Origin of the sequence: Streptomyces sp. NPDC048442, from assembly GCF_040651475.1 — a bacterium.
Lineage (GTDB): Bacteria > Actinomycetota > Actinomycetes > Streptomycetales > Streptomycetaceae > Streptomyces.
In genome coordinates, this window is sequence record NZ_JBEZKB010000002.1 from 92,419 (window position 1) to 110,920 (window position 18,502).

The 18,502-nt window shown below is 69.0% G+C and carries 19 protein-coding genes; 9 read left to right on the forward strand and 10 right to left on the reverse strand.

All coding sequences use genetic code 11. The features are described 5' to 3' along the window. The first annotated feature begins 252 nt into the window (after positions 1-252). The 5 genes from AB0D18_RS04165 to AB0D18_RS04185 all read left to right on the forward strand — a co-directional run bounded on the left by AB0D18_RS04165 (position 253) and on the right by AB0D18_RS04185 (position 6,208). Complete coding sequence (locus AB0D18_RS04165; protein ID WP_362412454.1) at positions 253-1,230, forward strand: helix-turn-helix transcriptional regulator; 978 nt, start codon at positions 253-255, stop codon at positions 1,228-1,230. 104 nt (positions 1,231-1,334) lie between these two features. Then, the gene (locus AB0D18_RS04170; protein WP_362412456.1) at positions 1,335-2,045 is read left to right on the forward strand and encodes a helix-turn-helix transcriptional regulator; all 711 of its coding nucleotides are present in this window, start codon (positions 1,335-1,337) and stop codon (positions 2,043-2,045) included. A gap of 886 nt (positions 2,046-2,931) precedes the next feature. Further along, complete coding sequence (locus AB0D18_RS04175; protein WP_362412459.1) at positions 2,932-3,198, forward strand: hypothetical protein; 267 nt, start codon at positions 2,932-2,934, stop codon at positions 3,196-3,198. 98 nt (positions 3,199-3,296) lie between these two features. Continuing rightward, complete coding sequence (locus AB0D18_RS04180; protein ID WP_362412462.1) at positions 3,297-4,019, forward strand: ABC transporter ATP-binding protein; 723 nt, start codon at positions 3,297-3,299, stop codon at positions 4,017-4,019. After that, the gene (locus AB0D18_RS04185; protein WP_362412465.1) at positions 4,016-6,208 is read left to right on the forward strand and encodes a hypothetical protein; all 2,193 of its coding nucleotides are present in this window, start codon (positions 4,016-4,018) and stop codon (positions 6,206-6,208) included. Before AB0D18_RS04180 ends, AB0D18_RS04185 begins: the two co-directional genes overlap by 4 nt. Positions 6,209-6,248: 40 nt before the next feature. Here AB0D18_RS04185 and AB0D18_RS04190 read toward each other — a convergent pair whose 3' ends face one another. Together AB0D18_RS04190 and AB0D18_RS04195 are read right to left on the reverse strand one after the other, a co-directional pair. After that, positions 6,249-7,787, reverse strand: a complete 1,539-nt coding sequence (locus AB0D18_RS04190; protein ID WP_362412468.1) for a hypothetical protein — start codon at positions 7,785-7,787, stop codon at positions 6,249-6,251. 217 nt (positions 7,788-8,004) lie between these two features. Then, a complete protein-coding gene (locus AB0D18_RS04195; RefSeq protein WP_362412471.1) occupies positions 8,005-8,298 on the reverse strand; it encodes a hypothetical protein in 294 nt (97 codons plus the stop codon). 246 nt (positions 8,299-8,544) lie between these two features. Between AB0D18_RS04195 and AB0D18_RS04200 the strand changes: the two genes are divergently transcribed. Continuing rightward, on the forward strand, positions 8,545-9,441 hold the full coding sequence (locus tag AB0D18_RS04200; RefSeq protein ID WP_362412474.1) for a helix-turn-helix transcriptional regulator: 897 nt from the start codon (positions 8,545-8,547) through the stop codon (positions 9,439-9,441). A 2-nt stretch (positions 9,442-9,443) separates the two neighbouring features. Beyond that, positions 9,444-9,629 (forward strand): DUF397 domain-containing protein, encoded by a 186-nt coding sequence (locus AB0D18_RS04205; protein WP_362412477.1) that lies wholly within the window; start codon positions 9,444-9,446, stop codon positions 9,627-9,629. Between the two features lie 193 nt (positions 9,630-9,822). Here AB0D18_RS04205 and AB0D18_RS04210 read toward each other — a convergent pair whose 3' ends face one another. Next, on the reverse strand, positions 9,823-10,062 hold the full coding sequence (locus tag AB0D18_RS04210) for a transposase family protein (protein WP_362412480.1): 240 nt from the start codon (positions 10,060-10,062) through the stop codon (positions 9,823-9,825). A gap of 183 nt (positions 10,063-10,245) precedes the next feature. Here AB0D18_RS04210 and AB0D18_RS04215 point away from each other — a divergent pair, with 183 nt between their 5' ends. Together AB0D18_RS04215 and AB0D18_RS04220 are read left to right on the forward strand one after the other, a co-directional pair. Further along, on the forward strand, positions 10,246-10,770 hold the full coding sequence (locus AB0D18_RS04215) for a hypothetical protein (protein ID WP_362412483.1): 525 nt from the start codon (positions 10,246-10,248) through the stop codon (positions 10,768-10,770). Positions 10,771-10,809: 39 nt separating this feature from the next. After that, positions 10,810-11,595, forward strand: a complete 786-nt coding sequence (locus tag AB0D18_RS04220) for a hypothetical protein (RefSeq protein WP_362412486.1) — start codon at positions 10,810-10,812, stop codon at positions 11,593-11,595. A gap of 120 nt (positions 11,596-11,715) precedes the next feature. Here AB0D18_RS04220 and AB0D18_RS04225 read toward each other — a convergent pair whose 3' ends face one another. The 7 genes from AB0D18_RS04225 to AB0D18_RS04255 all read right to left on the reverse strand — a co-directional run bounded on the left by AB0D18_RS04225 (position 11,716) and on the right by AB0D18_RS04255 (position 18,502). Continuing rightward, a complete protein-coding gene (locus tag AB0D18_RS04225) occupies positions 11,716-11,922 on the reverse strand; it encodes a cold-shock protein (protein ID WP_362412489.1) in 207 nt (68 codons plus the stop codon). 249 nt (positions 11,923-12,171) lie between these two features. Then, a complete protein-coding gene (locus AB0D18_RS04230) occupies positions 12,172-12,906 on the reverse strand; it encodes an ABC transporter permease (RefSeq protein WP_362412491.1) in 735 nt (244 codons plus the stop codon). Next, positions 12,899-13,705, reverse strand: a complete 807-nt coding sequence (locus tag AB0D18_RS04235; protein WP_362412494.1) for an ATP-binding cassette domain-containing protein — start codon at positions 13,703-13,705, stop codon at positions 12,899-12,901. The genes AB0D18_RS04230 and AB0D18_RS04235 overlap by 8 nt, the downstream gene beginning before the upstream one ends. 60 nt (positions 13,706-13,765) lie before the next feature. Further along, complete coding sequence (lxmJ, locus tag AB0D18_RS04240; RefSeq protein WP_362412497.1) at positions 13,766-14,917, reverse strand: F420-dependent peptide dehydroalanine reductase LxmJ; 1,152 nt, start codon at positions 14,915-14,917, stop codon at positions 13,766-13,768. Continuing rightward, entirely contained in the window at positions 14,914-16,341 is a 1,428-nt protein-coding gene (locus AB0D18_RS04245; RefSeq protein WP_362412500.1) for an insulinase family protein, read from the reverse strand. The genes lxmJ and AB0D18_RS04245 overlap by 4 nt, the downstream gene beginning before the upstream one ends. Continuing rightward, positions 16,338-17,639, reverse strand: coding sequence for a pitrilysin family protein (locus tag AB0D18_RS04250; protein ID WP_362412503.1), 1,302 nt, complete (start codon positions 17,637-17,639; stop codon positions 16,338-16,340). The genes AB0D18_RS04245 and AB0D18_RS04250 overlap by 4 nt, the downstream gene beginning before the upstream one ends. After that, entirely contained in the window at positions 17,636-18,502 is an 867-nt protein-coding gene (locus AB0D18_RS04255) for a class I SAM-dependent methyltransferase (protein WP_362412505.1), read from the reverse strand. Before AB0D18_RS04255 ends, AB0D18_RS04250 begins: the two co-directional genes overlap by 4 nt.

An 18,502-nucleotide genomic window follows, 5' to 3' on the forward strand; every position in this document is an offset into this window, starting at 1 on the left:
GCCACCGCGTCCGCCCCCTTCGGCGCGACACTCCACGAGATGTCCAGGGCTGAGGCCGCGCCGAGAGTCACCCCGGCGGAGAAGGCCACCGCAAGACCTGAACGAAGCATTCGCTGATACATAGTCGGCTTTGTCCTCACTTCCATGGCTTCCTCACCCCCGCCGTTAAGACGATGGCCTATTGAGCCATGTCAGCACCACAGGGGCGGTGCATCATGTTCTTGCACGTTCAGGACCCTGGGGGACGGACCTATGACCACAAACGAAGCCAATTCGACACATCCCCACGCGATAACCGAGATGTGTGAAGCCTCCAAGGAGGTTTACGCGAGCGCGTTGCGCTCGGGGCGGATACCCCGGGACGACGTCGCCGCAGCTCCGTGCCTCATGGATTTCGCCCTGCTGCACCCCGATCCGGATGACGCCTTCTGGCTCCGCCCGGTTCCGCCGGCCGCCGCGCTGGCCAAAAGGCTCCACACCATCGAGAACGACATCCAGGTGAACCGCCGCCTGAGCGTCCAGCTCAGCGATGCCTTTGAGCCGTTCATGGCCATCAGTGCGCAGAGCCCGGCACCCACCTACGCCATCACCGTGCTGGAGGGGACCAACCGGATCAACTCAGCCATCGATCTGGCTCTGGCCGACACCAAGTTCGAGGTACTGACGATCCAACCGGGAGGCGGGCGGAGCGAGAACGACCTGAAAGCCGCCGTCCCACGCGGCAAGGCGCTCAATGGCCGCGGAGGGTCCATCCGCACCCTCTATCAGCACACCGTACGCCACAGCCAAGGCACCCTGGCCTACGCGGAGATGATGGCCGACGGCCAGGTGGAGATACGCACACTGGAAGAGCTCGTGGACCGCATGCTGATCTTCGACCGCAAGGTCGCCTTCGTCCCGGCCCAGGACGACCGGCAGATCGCACTGGAGCTCCGCCACCCCGGCCTCGTCGAATATCTGGCCAATGTCTTCGAGCACTTCTGGCGCCGCGCGACCCCCCTCATCGAGCCCGTCGCCTACGACCCCACCCCCGAAGGCATCTCTGGCGTTCAGCGCTCCATCGCCAAGCTACTCGTCGAGGGGTACGTCGACGAGGCCATCGCCCGCCGCCTGGGCATGAACGTCCGCACCTGCCGCGCGCACATCGCCAAACTCGCAGCCGCCCTTGGCAGCGGAAGCAGGGCCCAACTCGGCTTCCTGATCGCCCGGTCGAATATCCTCGACAACTGAACGAAAGGCCGAACCATTCCTGATTCCCGGCTGATTCACGACTGATCCACGTCGTCGTAGACGCCTGCGCGCCCCCGCGCGCCTCCTCGCAGAACGGATCCCCCTTGATCCCGGCGCCCTCCTCCGCGCTCACGGTCCTGCAGGGACTGGACCGCATCAACGCGGCCCTCGACGCGGCCTCTGCCGCCTGCCGGCAGGAGGTGCGGACACTCCAGCCGGGCGGCATCCGCAGCGAGTCCCTACTTACCCAGGGGCTGGAGCGAGGACGCCCCATGCTGGAGCGGGGCGTGCGGATGCGCTCCCTCTACCAGCACACCGCCCGCTACGGGTACGGCCTGTTCGCCTACCTCGACCGCCTGGCCGACGCCAGGCTCGAAGTGCGCACGCTCGACGAACTGGTCAGCCGCCTCATGATCTTCGACAGCGAGGTGGCCTTCCTCGCCACAACAACCGACAACCACAATGCCCTTGAGGTACGCGAACCCCACCTCGTCGCCCACCTGTCCGGCATCTTCGATCAGCTGTGGGCCTGGGCCGTACCTCTCCACGACCCCCTGGACGACCTCCCCGCCTCCGACGACGACCACCCCACCGTCACCCAGGTCCGCCGCAGCATCGCCCGGCTCCTCGTTCAAGGCCAGACCGACGAAGCCATCGCCCACCGCCTGGGCCTCCACGTCCGCACCTGCCGCGCCCACGTCGCCAAGCTCTCCGACATATTCGGCAGCGCGACCCGCACCCAACTCGGCTACTTCATCGCCAAGTCGAACATCCTCGACGACTGTTCACACCCCCCGAAGGCCCCCGCGCCATGAGCACGACCCCCTCACCGACACCCTCTTCGGCGAGCTCACTGTGGCCCTGGCGCAGGAGCACGGCCAGGTGACCGTCTCCGTAGATGACCCCTTCCCGTCACGCCAATGCGCATGGCGCGTCGGGCATGCATCCACAGCCGCCCCGAACAGGGCCGACCGCACCCGGACAAGCAACGCGCCTCGTCGGGTCAGGCGCTTTCGTGTGGTGCTTCGTGGAGCGGGTAACGAGACCCGAACTCGTGCTCTGCGCATAGGAATCAAGGTGGACGCCGGGCGGAGAGACACCTCTGGCCTGCGGTGATATCCCCTTTGAGGCCGTACGTCTACGACCCTCGCGAAGCCCTTGGTGACCGGTATTCACCGCCCCCGCCGGGGCGTTGTGACACAGCCCATCGTTCACGGATGCGCTTTCGAAGCCCCAATATCGCCGTCGGCAACGGCACGCAGGTTGCCGCCGCATTAATCACCGTTGATGAGCTCTTGCCGAATCTCCCCCCGGCGCATGCCTGCGGGACGTGAATGGCCTGTTGCTGGGGGGACGTAGTGGTCATAGGGGTGGACCTCTCACGACCCTTGGCTCCAACAAGCCGCAACGGCAGCGGCAAGTTGGCCTCGATTCGCAGCTTTTGGTCATCCAGCACCTTTTTACCCAGCACTTCCGGTTGCGGAAGACCGGTGATCGACTGTGTGCAAGCCGTGACCACCCCAGACCTTCCCGTGAAGGTCCCTTCCAGGGTGCATAGGTTCGGCATGCACCTTTTGGGTGCATGTTCAGTGAATTCGGAAAGGCATGACTATGAACCGAATTGCCAGACGTGCAAGCGCAGTTGTCCTCGGCACTGCCCTGCTGGGTGGTTTCGTCGGGACCACCAACGCGGTAGCGGACATGGACCGCTACACATCCGGAGCCCACTCCTGGCGCACCGCTGGTGGCACCAAGGCTGCGGTCGCCGACACAAACCCCGACGGCACCTCGCCGTACACGGAGTACAACCGCAGCGCCGGAGGCAACACCCTCTACACGTTGCACAACAAGAGTGGCTCCAACACCACCGCGTACAGCGGCGCGGGCAGCAACATATGGGACATGAGGGCATGCACGTCCTGGACGGGCCCGGATGACTGCAGTGTCTGGTGGAGCGACGACCACTGAGGTAACCCCCGGGCTTGCCAAGTTCCGGATTTCAGCCACCGGCGTCCTCAGGTCGAGGTCGCCGGTGGCCTCACGTACAACGAGAAGGCTCTGCCTCAATGGCGGACGGGATTGAGGTCGGGATGGCGGTCGAGATGGCCCTGGAAATTCGTGAGCTCGCCTATACGGTGGGCGACCGGACCCTGATGAAGGGACTCAACCTGTCGGTGGAACGCGGGCAGTCGATCGCGGTCATGGGGCCTTCTGGCTCGGGGAAGAGCACCCTGCTGTCCTTGGTTCTGGGGCTCGTTCCGGCCGGGGCGGGACAGATCGTGGTCGCCGGCCGGGAACTCACCGGACTACGGAGTTCAGCGCTGGCCCGGGCCAGGCGGGAGCACCTCGGCATGATCTTCCAGTTCGGCGAGCTCCTGCCCGAACTGACCCCCGTGGAGAACGTCGCCGTCGCCGCGCTGCTCGCCGGGACAGAGCGCGAGGCCGCCTATCAAAACGCTCAGGAACTGCTGGACGGACTCGGCGTCCCCACGGGTGATTTGACCTCCACCGCCGACCTCTCCGGCGGCGAGCGCCAGCGCACGGCCATCGCCCGCGCACTGATCGGCTCGCCCGACCTGCTTCTCGCGGACGAGCCGACAGGTGCGCTGGACCACGCCACCAAACTCCAGGTGTGCGACCTCCTGTTCGCCCTGCCGCAGGCAAGGAACTGCGGCATGCTCCTCGTCACCCACGACGCCGAGGTCGCCGCCCGCGCGGACCGCGTACTACAGCTCCAGGATGGCCATCTGGTCGCGCCAACCTCTGAGTTGACGGGAGACTTGAGGTGAGTACCCGTGGCCTGCGCGGCCAGATGCTCCGGATCGGACGCAACGCCGGTAGGGCCTCGCACGGCGGGCGCACCCGGTTTCTGGCACTGCTCTTCGCGACCCTCTCGCTCTCGCTGGCCGCCACGGCTTTTGCCGGCGCCTGGACGACGTACGACGGGCGGGAGAGCCGAGGAGCGGCCCGCGAACCGGTGCGGGCGGGGGATGGGCAGCAGGGCAAGGTGCTCTTCGGCCAGTACTGGGACCAGTACCGCGGACGGCAGTTCAGCGTGAGCGTCATCATTCCGCTCACTCCGGACGCCCCGCTCCCGCCCGGCCTGCGGTCCTGGCCCAGACCCGGTACCGCGGTCCTCTCCCCTGCCCTCGCGGAGGGTCCACAGTCGGAGGACTACCTCCACCGGTGGGGAGAGCCCGGAGGAGTGATCGGGCCGGAAGGGCTCGCGAGCCCGGGTGAACGGTTCGTCTATCTCCGCCCGACCGAGAAGATGGCGCAGACCTCCACACTCACGCCCCTCGTCTCCTTCGGCGGCCCGGCCGGAGGTCCGTCCGGCGGCGGGGACCTGAAGATCGTCCAGGCTGCCTGGCAGATTCACACCCTCATCGCCGTGCTGCTCGCAGCCCCCGCGCTCGCCTTCGCATTCCTGGCTTCCCGTACTGCCGCAGCCTCCCGCGACCGCCGTGACGCACTGCTGCGCACCCTGGGGGCCGGGGCTGGAGCCCGGTTGTGGATGGATGCCGGAAGCGTCCTCGCACCCGTGGCGATCGGGGCGCTGACCGGCACCGCGCTGTCGGCCCTCCTGATGGTGGGAGACGTACGACTTCCCTGGATCGACTATCTGCTGTCCGCCCAGGACATGCGCGCGGCAGCGCCCGTCCTGCTCGGTACGTCCCTGGCCACCGCGCCCCTGATGTACCTGATCATCGCGTTGCAGAGGCCGTTGGCAGCGAGGCGCTCGCGTTCCACCCGCCCGGTGGCGGCCCGCGGCGGCTTCCAGCGCAAGCTGGCCGTCGGGCTCTTCCCCTTCCTGCTGCTGCTCGTTTTCACCGCGCACTCGCTGCTCGGCGAGCGCCGCCGCGGCACCCTGCTCTACCTGGCTTCCGTCACCCTCCTGTGGGTCCTGCTGCCGAGCGTCCTTGGCTGGCTCTTCCTGCGTCTCGTCCCCGCCCTGACCAGGGCCGCCCGCAAGAGCGCTGACCCGGCCAGGCTCATTGCGATACGGACTCTGGCCGCGCGGCCGGCCGGCCTGATCCGGCTGGTCGCCTCGCTGGTGATCGGAGTCGGACTCATCGGTCAGGCAAGCGTCATCGGCAGTGCCATGACCAGCATCTCCGGCAATCTGGACCAACTCGATGCCAAGGACGGCCAGACCATGGCTGCTGTCCAGGCGTCCTCCCGGGCCTATCTCGACGGACCGTTCCTGCGTGCCCTGCCCAGCGGCGCGCACGTGGTGTCCTACGGACATATGAAGGACGGTTCCGTCCGCGTCATTCAGGCCCCCTGCCCGGACCTACAGGCCATGGGGCTGCCCTGTCCTGCGGCGGGCAAGGAAGCCCACGTGGCGTACGGGGAACTCGACAAAAGGTTCCGCAGCCTCAACTTCGAGTTCTTCGGCCCCACTCCCGCGATCGTGCGCACCGGGCCGCTGGCAAAGCTCGAACCGGAAGGCACTCTGTGGGTGACCGTGTTCAACCCGCCGGACAAGTCTCTCGACATCGCGACGGTGAAGCGGGCCGCCCACCGGGACCTCAGCACCAAGGCCAACGTCCGTACCCTCGCCGAATCCGGCGGCAGCTCCTTCGCCCTTGCCTACCAGTCGCGTTGGGTTCCCTTTCTCAGTGCCCTGGGCACCCTCGTCCTCGTCGGCTCGCTCCTCGCGGCGGCCTTCTCCGAGTTCCTGGAGACCGGCCGGACGCTGGCCCCGTTGGCCGTCCTGACCGGGGACGGGCGGATCTTCCGGCGTGCGGCGGTCTGGTTCCTGGCCGTCCCGCTCGTCATGGCCGGACTGCTGGGGATCGTGGTGTATGCGGCGGTGTCGCTGCCCGCACTGGACACGGCCCACGGGATTACCCTCTCGCCCACTCTGGTGACGGCAGTAACCCTCGGCACCCTCGTGACCGCCCTTGCCGCCTGGTGGGGAGGGGGCCGCGCGGCTGCGTCCCTGGCGACGAGCTGGCGCCCCAAGGCCGACTGAACGCGCCCTTTCTGATGGGGCAAAGCGGGACCCACGTTCGTCAGCGCGATGACTCAGGACAGGTCTGGGGGAATTCGGCACCCACCTTGCCCGACCCGGCGGCCAGGACCCGCACCTTGCTCGCCGGGACCGGGAAGCTCTCCTGCGTACGGAGGTCCCAGAGGGTCAGCTTTCCGTCGACCGCCCCGAATGAGGCATACACCCGCGACGGGTCCAGGAGCTGTCCGTCGGCGGGCAGCTTACGGAGGGGCACGACGGGAGTGACGCACACCGGCTCCGGCGCGAGGCCGGAGTACGCGTCCGGGACACGGAGAGCGGTCAACTCCGCCCTTGCGGCCTGTCCTGCGTCAAAAGCCGGCTCAACCACCACGAACAACCAGGTCGCGAGTGCGACCAACGCTGTGAACAGGGCGAAGACCGGAGTCAGCTTCCGATCCATGGGCCACGGGCGATAGTGCCTGAAGTACCCCCAGACAGCGAGGAAGAAGAGAAGAACGACCGCACTGGAACCGAGTGCCTCAAGGAACACGAGCGCCTTCTGAGGGCTCGTGATGTCCATGTCTTCCGGCGGAACGCCGAAGTCCAACCCGTAGAAGGCCGGGATGAGCGAACCGGCCCCGAGGAGCGGCGGAAACAGAACCGGAGCCAGGGTGATGGCAACGACCAGGCCGAACTGTCTTTTGCTCCAGGAACTGAGCAGTAGACGGATCCCTTGCACGCCGACAAGTGAGCCAATGACAAAGCCGAGCCCCCACGCCACCTCTCCGGCGCCCAAAAAGACCGATCCCGCCAAGGTCAGACCGAAGAGAGCCACACAAACGAGCGCGAGCGCGAAGAACGCGTAGCGGCGGCGAGCGGGCTCCAGAAAGGTGAAGCGCCGATAGCAGAGGAACCACGAAGCTACGAACAGCATGAGGGGAAGCGGGAGGACGGGCCCGGCCACGGCGGCCCACGGGCCACAGGCCCCCGCGACCAGTGCGGCAGTGAGACCTTGCAGGAGGGCGCGCCGGGCCTCAGCCCGCCCCAGCCGCGCCGTCTCGTTGTTCTGGGCGTAGCTGAGGGGGTACGGCGGCCTCAGGGACTGGTCTTCAGCGATACTCGCCCGCGCCTCCGGGTAAGGACGCCGACGCACGGCTCCGGTGTCCTTGAAACCCGCGCGCCGCGACCAGTTGTAGCTCCTCCGCCGGAACTTGGCTCCCAATGATTCGCCCTCCGAGGGCGGCCATGGAGGGGCACACACGAGCCAGATCGGAGACTGCCGCGCGTCTTTCCAGAGGAGGTCCGTTTCCAACGGTTCGAGCGCCAAACCGACTTCGGCCCCAAGGTCGATCACCTTTTGGTCGGCCTCACGGCCCGAACGGCGTACCACACCCCCCTTTACGGAAAATTCGAGCGTGAAGCGAGCGCTGCCCTCCTGAGCCGGGTGGAAAGCATCGTCGGGCGGGCGGCTGGTGATCTTCCATTGGCGTGCTTCGAAGAGCTTCTCGGCGGCCTCGCGGTGACACTGCAAACCCGTGAGGGACACCACCATCTTCACGGTCCGGGCAGGGGTACGTGACTGCTCGTCTGCGGGGTTCATGGTTCCATGCTGCCGAAACAGCTGCTGTAGCTCCGTGACTCGCGTCCTGCTTCACCAGCTACGGCCCCCATGCAGGACCTTCACCGCCCCACTACCCCGCCAGCTCGAACCACACCCCCTTGGCGAACCGTCCGCCCCGGTCCGCCGTGATCCCCCACGCGTCCGCCGTGCCGGCGACCAGGACCAGGCCGCGTCCCCAGCAGTCGACCTCGCCGGCCTAGTCGCGGGGTGCCGGTACGGCCGGGTCCTCGTCGTACACGCTCACCCGTAGCCGCAGCGGGTCCACGTAGATGCGGATCATGGTCGCCCCCTTGGTGTGCAGATGGACGTTGGTCACCAGCTCGGAGGTGCAGAGCACGGCGGTCGCGATGGCGTCGGTACGTCCCAGGGCGAGGAGTACGGCGCGTACGAAGTCCCGGCACACCCTGGCCGCGACCACGTCCGCCTCCAGGAACAGGCTGTAGGCGTGGATGAGTTGGAGTTCCCGGTGCGCGGGATTGCGCTGATCCATGACCTGACGTCCCTCCGTACGGAGTGAGTGTTCCGCACCGCCGCGATGGCAATGTCCGGCAAGTACGAGCACCGGGTGCGCTTTCGGCTTATGGGCACGGGGAGTTGGCGCGACTTCCGACAGTGACCGTCGCAACACTCACGGTAGAGGCTCAGGGATACCTGGTGCAACCTATTCGCTAGGATGCGTGGACCTTGCTCCGCCGGAGCGGCACACTGACATCAACTCCGTACCGAAGGGCGCACGTTGGCACTGCGAAGCATCACCACCGAGCGGCAGCGGCGACTTGGCGCAGAACTGCGCAAGCTGCGCGAGCTGGCCGGGCTCAACGTTGCTGATGCCGGAGCGCACATCGGCATGGCCCGCGCGCACCTGAGTCACGTCGAAGGTGGACGCACTGCGATTCCGTCCAGCAAGCTGCGCCAGCTGTGCCAGGCCTATGGGTACACCAGTGCACCCATAGTGGATGTCCTTGTCGAGATGAGCGAGGACGACGGCAAAGGCTGGTGGCACGCGTACCGGCACACTCTCGGCTCGACGGCCCTGGACCTCGCTGAACTGGAGCACGCCGCCGTCGCGTTCCGTACGTACGAGTCACTGTTTGTCCCGGGACTGCTCCAGACCGCTGAGTACACGCGTGCGATCTTCCGGTCGAGCGAGCAGAATCGCACTGGGGAGGAGCAGGAGCGGGCTGCACAGTTCCGCGAGGAGCGGCAGAAGATCCTCTCCGGCGAATCACCCGCGTCGATCCACGCCGTCATCCACGAAGCGGCACTCCACGTGCGCTTCGGCGGAGCCGCCACCATGCGCAAACAGCTATTGCACCTGATCCGCCTGGCAGAACGTCCCCATGTGACCATCCAGATCCTGCCGTTCACGGCCGAGGGCCTGGCCTCGTTCAGCACGCCGTTCCTCGTGGTCGAGTCGCACCGCTCCACCCTGCGTACGGTCCTGACTGAGACCCCGGCCGGCTCGACGTTCCTGCACGACACGGTCTCGACCGAGCGGTACGAAGCACAGTTCAGTCGGCTCGCGGGAGCGGCTCTCCCGCTGGTGGACCCAAAAGCGGCTCCCGCAGACCATGACACGCGTGATTCGATCACTCTGATCCAGCACGTTCTCTACACCCTTCAGGGGGCCTGACAGTGCACGCACTCAAGTGGCAGAAGTCGACCTACAGCGAAGACCAAGCGAACTGCGTCAACGTGGCCGCCGCCCCCGACGGCACCCTCCGCCTCCGGGAGAGCGACGACCCCGCGGCCGTGCTCACCGCGACCACGGGTCAACTGGCCGCCCTGATCGGCCACCTCACCAAAGAGGCCCAGGGGTAGCTCGTCGGCCCTCGGTGTCTCACTCGCGACGAAGGGACACGTACGCCCTGAGCAATTCCCTTGCATGGGCAGGCCCCATTGAAGCTGCGCCATGCTCGTTTCCGCAGTTCAGCGGGGCTGGTGTGATCCATCGGTGAGGTCCTCGTGCTGGTAGGCGGCGTGATCGTCGGGGCGAGGTCGTCCGCCCGTCTCGTCACCGCTGTACTTCGCTGTTCGCCAGGACGAGCAGTGCTCGCAGGAGTGTGGTGGCCTGCCGGGTGTCGGTGCGGAGCTTGGTCAGAATCCGCCAGGACTTGAGGTTCGCGAAGCCGTGTTCGTTGGCGGCGCGTTCGCGGCTGACCAGGCGGTTCGTCTCCTTCTCGGCAGCGGTCAGCTGGTGGTTACGGGTGGCCTTGCGGCCGCTGATGATCACCGGGTCGTAAACCAGGAACATCCGCTTCGCGGGGCGTTCCCAAAAACCAGGCCAAACCCCTATGAACAACCCTCGTCAGGGTTGACGGAACAGATAGGGGCACCCCCCTGACCCGGGAGGCGCCATCTGCATTTCCGCGGCTCTCCCGAGACACGCTCCACCACCCTGCGAACAAATATCGCAATCCAGGTGCAGGTAACAGACGTGACCTTCAGGGAAACGATCTACGCCACGTATCTCCTCTCCGTCCCGTGGAGTGTCTCCATGCGCACGAAGTCTCTGGCCCTGACAACCCTCGTCGCTGTCCTCGCAACCGGCATCCCCCTCTCCTCCCCGGCCTGGGCCGACCAGCCGACGCCTGCCGCATCCCAGCAGGCCCCTGACGTCTTCTTCACTGGCGGCGATGCAGTGCACTACTCCAGCACTCCGCCGGCGACCATTTCCGCCCACGGCTGGTGGATCGACAAGAACAGCGGGGGCGCCAAAGCCAAGGTCACCGTAGAACTGCAGATCCAAAAGAGCGACGGGGGCTGGCGTACGGTGGCCACGGGCTCCAAGAACATCAAGCAGGGGGGCGGCAGCGCCCGTCGCGCCAATGCGCGCAAGACCTGCGTCGGCGCAAAGAAGACCAAATGGCGCAGCAGGGTCGACGTTGACATCATCGGCTCCTTCGATTCTCCGGACAAGCTGATCACTCCCGCCAAGACGTTCAACTGCGGCGTCGGCTGAAAGACAACAGAGCTGACAGGAACGGACGGGAAGGCGGTCATGGACGAAATCGCGGTGGAAGACGAGGAGAGCCCCACCATGACCGCCGAGGTATACGGCGTGATGCAGCTGCACGAGTGGATCGGTGAAGCCAATGTGCGCTTCGACCTCGACGAAGACCTCTTCAGCCTGGTGGTGAAACGCGCTGCGGCCTACGGATGGAGTTCCACCCTCCTGCAGGCAGGCCGGGAGTTGGGGGGGCAGCGTTGGGAGCACGCCGACGCCGGAGGCGACTGGGCACAGGACGGGCGAGTACGTCGGCTCGCCTGGCTGACGGGCTACCCAGCCGTCGACCTCCCTTCACAGCATCTGCCGGTTCTGCCCATGACACGCATTCTCGTCGAGGCTCTTCACCGCGTGGGACGACTGGAGTTCACAGGTCTGCGCATCCAGGCACCTCTGCGCCTGGCCCCCGATATCGGATTCGATCTCAGGACAGCCGCAGACTGGTTCTCCCTGGCCAGGCTGGACTCTCCCGTGTGCATGACCGCAGCGATCGCGGCGGAACCAGACCTGGACGCGGCGCGGTTGTGCGAGTTGGCCGTCCAACGTGGATACGGACGCCTTCGCATGAAACAGGCCCCCGATGTCGAGCCCGCGCTCAGCCCCATGGACTCACTTGGCCCTCACGCTGCGGGGGTGGGGCCTGGTGTCAGCCTCGAATGCACAGCGCCTGAATGGTCGCCGGAATCTGCCGCGTGGATTGCTGAAGTCCTCATCGACTCCCTCCGCGCCTGCGGGCTGCGTACTTCAGCGGAGATCACGATCTCCCACAAGACGGGCTGAGGCACGGGACCTCGATACAACGTGGCTCGGCTCCCGTATGCCCTCAAGACGTCGGGGGGACATGATGCCGATGCTGTTGGCGAATTGGCTCGGGGGCTCGGGGGCTCGGCGCAGCGATGCTTACGCTTCTTCCACGAAGACGTCCTCCGCTTGTGGGCCCTTCTGGCCCTGGACCAGCGAGTAGGAAACGATGTCGCCTTCGTGCAGCTCCTTGACGGAGCCTTGAATGGCGGTGAAGTGGACGAACGCGTCGGGGCCGCCGTCGTCCTGCGTGATGTGGCCGAAGCCTTCTTCGGAGCAAAACGACTTGACCTTGCCTGTAGCCATCTGCAGGAGTCCTTTGCGCTTCCCACGGCGCGGAGTCGCCGCGCCCACCGCGGCCTGATCATGACTTCGGCTCCTGAACCATGCCCTCTCGTCGCGGTCCCCGAACACTTACTTTTCGGCTGTCACCAGGCCCGATCCGGTCATCAAGCAATTCGCCAACAGCGTCACACAATGCCCGTCCGGCCCCTCGCCGTACCCGTACGACTTCCCGCTCCGACGTCCCGCCCAGGCACCGCCCGGGTCCCGGCCTCAGATGTCTCTGCGTACGAACAGCCGCTGCGCCAGCACCGCCAGGGCCGCGCCCCAGCCGATCAGGAGCAGCAGGCCGTACGGGGCGCTCAGCGCGTCCGGGAAGGTCAGGTGGTCGCCGAGGACGCTCAGTTGGGCGCCGTCCGGGAGGTAGCGGCCTAGTTGGGGAAGCTGGCCGAGCACCATCAGCTGGCCGACCGTTCCCCAGACCAGGAGGCCGACCACCGCGGCCAGTTGGTTGCGTACGACGAAGCCGATCGCCGCGCCGAGCGGGGCAGCCAGCGTGCACACCGCGAGGACTGCGAGGACCAGTCGAGCGCTCTGGCCGTCCAGGGCCAGCGTCGCGCCCCTGGCGCCGAGTGCCGCCGCGCCGACTCCCAGCGCGCCCAGTACCGCGACCGCTCCGAAGAGCAGTCCGGAGAAGGTGGCCACCAGGAGTTTCGCGCCTACTACCGCGCCGCGGCCCGGCGCGTACAGCACGCTGCGGCCGATCGAGCCCGAGCGGAATTCGGACGTCACCAGGAGTGCGCCGAAGAGAGTGGCGAACAGGGTCGCCGAACCGGCGAGTTTGATCACTCGGTGCGATGTTGCCACGACGTTCGCGTCGAGCTGGGTCTCCCCGTAGACCGCTCCGAGCTGCCCCAGTGCGCCGAGCGCCAGGGCCACCAGCAGGAGGACGGACAGGGCCGCTCCGGAACGCGCCTTGAGAATCTCGGCGCGGATCTGGTTACGCATGGCTGACGACCTCCTTGCGGGGAGCGAGGGGTGCGTCCTCGACCAGGCCGAAGTACGCGTCCTCCAGGCTGCCGCCGCCCCTGCGGACCAGTTCCTGGAGCGGTCCGGTGAACAGGACCGAGCGGCGCAGCACCACGACGTCGTCCACGCTCTGCTCGACCTCCGAGAGCATGTGGCTGGCGATGAGGACGGTGACGCCGCGGGCCGCGGACTGTTCCACCAGGCGGCGCATCCAGCGGATGCCGTCGGGGTCGAGACCGTTCAACGGCTCGTCCAGTACGAGGAGTTCGGGGTCGGGGAGGAGGGCGACGGCGAGCGCGAGGCGCTGGCGCATGCCGGTGGAGCAGTCCTTCACCCGCTTGCGTCCGGCACCCTCCAGACCCACCTGGGACAGCACCTCGTCGATACGGGAATCGGGCAGGCCCAGCGAGCGGGCCGAGATCTCCAGCTGCCGGCGCACCCTCATGCCCGGCGGGAACCCGATCGCGTCCATGACGACTCCGATCCGGCGGGCGTGCTCGGGGCCCGCGCCAGGTACGGCGCCCAGCACGCGGACGGTGCCCTCGTCGGGCCTGGCCAGCCCGAGCAGAATGCGCAGCAGGGTGCTCTTGCCCGCCCCGTTGGGGCCGAGGAGCCCGGTCACCCGGCCGGGCCGCAGGGTGAAGCCGACGTCGTGCAGCGCCTGGTGGCTGCCGAACTTCTTGCTGATGCCCGCGAATGCCACCGTGTCGAATGCCACCGTGTCGGTGGTGCCCCCGGAACCCACCGCTCCGGGTGGCTGTGCCGTACTGCCGCTCAAGGGTCCTCTCCCTGTCTGGTCGCCGCCCGCCGGGGTTCCGTTCGCCCCCGCCGGTGCTTCTCAGCCAAGCAGTCGCACTGCCGCCCCTGAAGACGCTCGGGCGGCAGGTTCCTGCCCTGACCTGGCAGGATCCTGTGACGCCTGGGCGTCCTGTGCGCCCCGATCCGCTTCCGCGCGGCAGGCCGCGAGGATCTCCTCCAGGTCGGCGACGGCCGCGTGCACCCCCTCGGTGAGCAGTACGCCCGACGGGTTGAGCATGACCTCGTCGACCCCCGCCCGGGAGTACTCCCCCAGCCGCTGGGCGATCTCGTCCGGACTCCCGGCGACGACGACGCCCGAGTCCAGCAGCGCGTCGGCGGTGCCTGCCGGGTCGTGCGGGTCGATGCGGACACCGGCCCTGCGCAGCATGTCCAGGTAGTGCGGCGCCCTCAGGTGCTCCTGGGCCGCGGCGATCGCGAGCCGCCGCGGATCCCGGCCGGGGCGCACCACCGCGACGTGCACGGCCGTCGCGATCCTCGGCGGCCTCAGCGGCAGGGGGCGCAGCCGCGCACCCTCCTCCAGGGCGGGCCGCAGCACCCCTGCGACGTACGTAGGCGGAGTCATCCAGGTGATCGCCACGTCGGCCGTCTCGCCCGCCGTGCGCGCCATGCCGGGCCGCAGCACCCCGGCCCCCAGCTCGACCCGGGGGTGGTCCAACGGCATGAGGGAACCGTGCAGTTGGTGGTACGGGCCGCCCTGCTCGACCCGTTCCCCGTCGAGCAGGGCGCGTACGGAGCGGAGGTAGTCGCGGACTGCGGTGCGCGGGCTCTCGTACGGGCCGCCGGTGAGCCCGGCCACGAAGTCCGGGTTGCCGATGCCGAACCCGGCGACGACCGGCCGGTCCGTGAGCAGGGCGAGCGACCTGGCCTGCACGGCCGCCTCGTACGGGTGACGCAGCGGCAGCAGCGTCACGCTGGTGCCGACGGGGACGGTGTGCCCCATGCCCGCGAGGTGGGCGGCGACCTGGTGGGTCTCCGCCTTGAAGGACTGGCACAGCCAGAGCCTGCGCGCACGGGTGCGCTGCACCAACGCGGCGAAGGGCGCGACGAGTTCGGGGTGGTCGGGCTGGAGGGGGTAGAGGACGGCGGGGCCGTCCTCGGCGTGCGGTGCGGGGGTGGTGGGGAAGGGGAAGGGGCTGGGGTCGGGGACGACGGGGAAGGGGTCGGGGCTCATCGGGGGCGCTCCGGCTGATGGGTGTCGAGGGTGGCGGCGCCGGGGGCGGCGGCCGCGCTGGCGAGGGTGGAGGCGCTGTCCCGGGTGACGGCGCTGTCGGCGCTGTCGGCGCTGTCCAGGGTGGCTGCGCTATCAAGAGTGGCGGCGCCGTCCCGGGCGGCGACGTTGTCAACGGTGGCGGCGTTGTCGAGGGTGGCGATCAGGAAGGCGTCCGGGGCGAGGAACTGCCGTGCCGCGTCCGCGACTTGATCCGCCGTCACTCCCCGGAGCGTGTCCCGGTAGCCGTCGAGCCAGTCGAGCGGGAGCCCCGCCGCCACGAAGCCCGCGAGCGCGCTCGCCTCCTCGCTGCGGGTGGCCAGTGCGAACCGGGTGAACCCGCAGGCGTACGCCCGTGCCCGCTCGACCTCCCTCGGGTCGGGCCCGTTCCCGGCCAGCTCCCGCAGACAGCCGACGACCTCCTCCACCGTCCGCTCCGCCGTGCCCGGCGCCCCGGCGGACTCGATCTCCAGCCAGCTGCCCGCCCGGTTCTCCCGTACGGACGCGGACACCGCGTACGCGAGCCCGTGCCGGTCCCGCACCCGGCGGGCCAGCAGCGCGGACGCGTACCCGCCGAGCATCAACTCGGCCAGGTGCAACGGGGCGTGGCCCGGGTCGGCTGCCGGAACTGCGGGCCCCGCCGCGAGTACGAGCGCCTGCCTCGCAGTGCCTTCCGCGGGCGCGAGCGCGAGCCTGCCGGGGCGCGGCGTACTGCGGGCGAACGGCGGCAGCACCAGCCCCGAAGGACCGCCGGTCCACCCGCCAAGCAGCTCGTCCACGAGCGCGGTCACCCGGTCAGGTTCCTCCGCCGACATGACCAGCAGCACGGCACCGTCCGGGACGACCGCCCTCGCGTGCAGCGCGTACAGCTCCTCGGTGCGCACCGGTTCCGCGCGTTCAAAGGCGGCGGCGGCCGGGGTGTGGTGGGGGTGGCCGGCGCCGAAGGCGTGTTCCAGGAAGGCCTGGCGCAGCCGCTGCCGGTCACCGCCCGTCTCCCGTACAGCCGCCAATCTCCTTGCTGCTGCGGCGAGTTCGGGCTCCGGGTAGACCGGGCGCAGCACCAGGTCGGCGAGGAGCGCGAGCGCGCCGGGCAGCCCTTCGGCGAGTACGCCCGTCGCCACGATCAGGGACTCGGCGGTGACGACGGTGTTCAGCTCCGCGCCCAGGTCGGCGGCCAGGTCGGCGACGTCCTGCCTGGCCCGGTCGCCGACGGCGGCAGTCAGGCAGTCGGCGAGGAGTTGCTGGACGGCGGCGCCCCGAGGGTCGATGCGCGCGTACGGCAGGACGAGACGCAGCTCGGCGAGGGGCGCGCCGGGCGTCCGTACGGCCACGACCCGCAGGCCGTTGCCGAGCACGGTGTCGGCGGTCTTCCTGGTCACCCTGGTCACCGGGGCTTTCCTCCGAGTTCGGTCAGCGAACGGGGTCCTGACAGCAGGGCGCGGGCGGCCCGCGCGAGGTCGTCCGGGGTGAGGGCGCGCAGCTCGCCCGGGAGGGCTTCGATACCGTCGGAGCCGGGGAAGAGCAGTGCGGTACGGGCGTGGCCGACGGCGCGGGCGGTGAGCGAGTCGGCGCTGCGGTGGCAGGCCACGAGCAGCGCGTTGAGCGCCCTGCGGTGCTCCTCCTGCGGCACGCCGCCGTCGGCGGCGCAGGCCAGCGCGTCCAGCCAGGCCCCGACCGCGTCGTCGGCGGACGCTCCGGGGGCCCGGCCGAGCAGCACCAGCGTCAGGTCGGGGGCGGCGGAGCCGAGCCACTGCCCGTACAGACCGCAGGTGACCTTGGCGGCCCTGAGGCGGGCGTCCTCGCGCAGCGCCCGCGTGGCCCGGCCCCGGCCGAGTACCTCGGCGAGGAGGACCTGCGCCAGATAGCCGGGGCGGTCGGCGCGCGGGTCGGGGAGCAGGTGCCCGACGGCGACGGCTTCGACGGTGGCCGGCACCGGTTCCGTACGTACGACGTGAGCGTTGTCCGTACGTACGGCGTGATCGCTGGACGGTCGCACGGGGCCGGACACGGGTGGGGGTGCGGAGGCCGGGAGATCCGCGAAGAGCGAGCCCACCAGGGACGACACCTCGGCCGGGTCCACGTCGCCGACCACCGAGAGCGCCATCGCGTCCGCCCGGTAGTGGCGGCGGAAGAAGTCGCGCGCCTCGGCGGCCGTCGCCCCGGCCAGCTCCGCCGGGGTGCCGTAGCTGTCCCTGCTGCCGGGGTGCAGGGCCGCGAGGGCAGTGTCCCAGAGGCGGCCGGTGGCGGACGCGCCCCGGATCTCCTCGGCGATCACTGCCGTCTCGGTACGGAGGACCGGGGGCGGCGGGTCGAAGGTGAGCAGCCGCCGGGCCTCCCACTCCAGGACCTCGGGGAGCATCTCGGCGGGGGCGGTGGTGTGGAAGACGGTGTGGTCGCGGTGGGTCTCCGCGTTGCAGACGCCGCCCGCGCCGGCGATCCGGGCGGCGTGGCTGTCCGGATGTACGCCCTCCTGCGCCGCCGTCTCCCGCGCGCGCGTCTCCTCCGCGCGCGGGAACATCAGGTGCTCGACCAGGTGAGCCATGCCGTGCAGGCCCGCCGGATCGTCGTCGCTGCCCGCCGCGACGGTCAGGGCGACCGAGACGAGCCCCCGGCCCCTGTCGTGCAGGGGCTCGGTCAACAACCGTAGCCCGTTGGTGAGTTGGCGGGCCGGGAGGCTCGGGGTCATGCCAGCGGCCGGAAGACGGAGACGCACATCTTGCGGCTGTCGCCACCGTCGAAGGGCTGCTCGCGCCAGCCCGAGTACCGGCCGACCAGCTCCAGCCGGGCGATGGCGCCGAGCAGGTCCAGCTCGCTCGGCCACAGGTAGCGCATCACGGTGGTCGCGGACTGCGGGACGCCGCCGTCGAGGAAGAGGGTGTTCTGCAGCATCATGTTCTGCGAGGCGGGCAGCACCCCCACCGACTCGATCATGGTGCCGCGGTCGCCGAGCGGGTAGGTGGTCATCTCGTTGCGCTTCTGCACGTGGTAGTCGCTGGGGTCGAACGTCTCGACGACCACATGACCGTCGGCCGCCACGTTCCGGGCCACCGCGTGCATCATCGCGATCTGCTCGTCGATCGTCGTCGCGCAGCACAGCACGTTGAACGGGGCGAGGACGACGTCGAAGGTGCGGCCCAGGTCGAGGGTGGTGAGGTTGCCGTGGACCGGGGTGACGCGGCCCTGCGGGTCCTTCTCGGCGAGGCGGGCGAGCATCCGCTCGGAGGTCTCGACGCCGTGCACGTCGAAGCCCTGGTCGGCGAGCGGGATCGCCACCCGGCCGGTGCCCACGCCGAGTTCGAGGACGCTGGCGCCGGGGTCGGTGAGGGTCAGGAGGTACGTGCCGATGTCCTCCAGGTCGGGGGTGCTGGGGTAGATGTCGTCGTAGACCTCGGCGAGGGCGTCGCTGTAGGCCTCGGTGATGGCGGCCCCGAAACCGCCCGCGAACGCTTCGGCGGCTTCGGCCGATTCGGCTGCTTCGGCCGCTTCGGTCTCGGTCACCTCGGCCCCGGTTACGTCGGCGGGCGGCGTTTCCAGCAGGGTCTCGGTCAT

Coding starts and splice junctions, on each gene's coding strand:
- AB0D18_RS04165 (WP_362412454.1), top strand. CDS start 253: ATGACCACAAACGAAGCCAATTCGACACATCCCCACGCGATAACCGAG.
- AB0D18_RS04175 (WP_362412459.1), top strand. CDS start 2,932: ATGGACCGCTACACATCCGGAGCCCACTCCTGGCGCACCGCTGGTGGC.
- AB0D18_RS04180 (WP_362412462.1), top strand. CDS start 3,297: ATGGCGGACGGGATTGAGGTCGGGATGGCGGTCGAGATGGCCCTGGAA.
- AB0D18_RS04190 (WP_362412468.1), bottom strand. CDS start 7,787: ATGAACCCCGCAGACGAGCAGTCACGTACCCCTGCCCGGACCGTGAAG.
- AB0D18_RS04195 (WP_362412471.1), bottom strand. CDS start 8,298: ATGGATCAGCGCAATCCCGCGCACCGGGAACTCCAACTCATCCACGCC.
- AB0D18_RS04210 (WP_362412480.1), bottom strand. CDS start 10,062: ATGTTCCTGGTTTACGACCCGGTGATCATCAGCGGCCGCAAGGCCACC.
- AB0D18_RS04220 (WP_362412486.1), top strand. CDS start 10,810: ATGGACGAAATCGCGGTGGAAGACGAGGAGAGCCCCACCATGACCGCC.
- AB0D18_RS04225 (WP_362412489.1), bottom strand. CDS start 11,922: ATGGCTACAGGCAAGGTCAAGTCGTTTTGCTCCGAAGAAGGCTTCGGC.
- AB0D18_RS04230 (WP_362412491.1), bottom strand. CDS start 12,906: ATGCGTAACCAGATCCGCGCCGAGATTCTCAAGGCGCGTTCCGGAGCG.
- lxmJ (WP_362412497.1), bottom strand. CDS start 14,917: ATGAGCCCCGACCCCTTCCCCGTCGTCCCCGACCCCAGCCCCTTCCCC.
- AB0D18_RS04250 (WP_362412503.1), bottom strand. CDS start 17,639: ATGACCCCGAGCCTCCCGGCCCGCCAACTCACCAACGGGCTACGGTTG.
- AB0D18_RS04255 (WP_362412505.1), bottom strand. CDS start 18,502: ATGACCGAGACCCTGCTGGAAACGCCGCCCGCCGACGTAACCGGGGCC.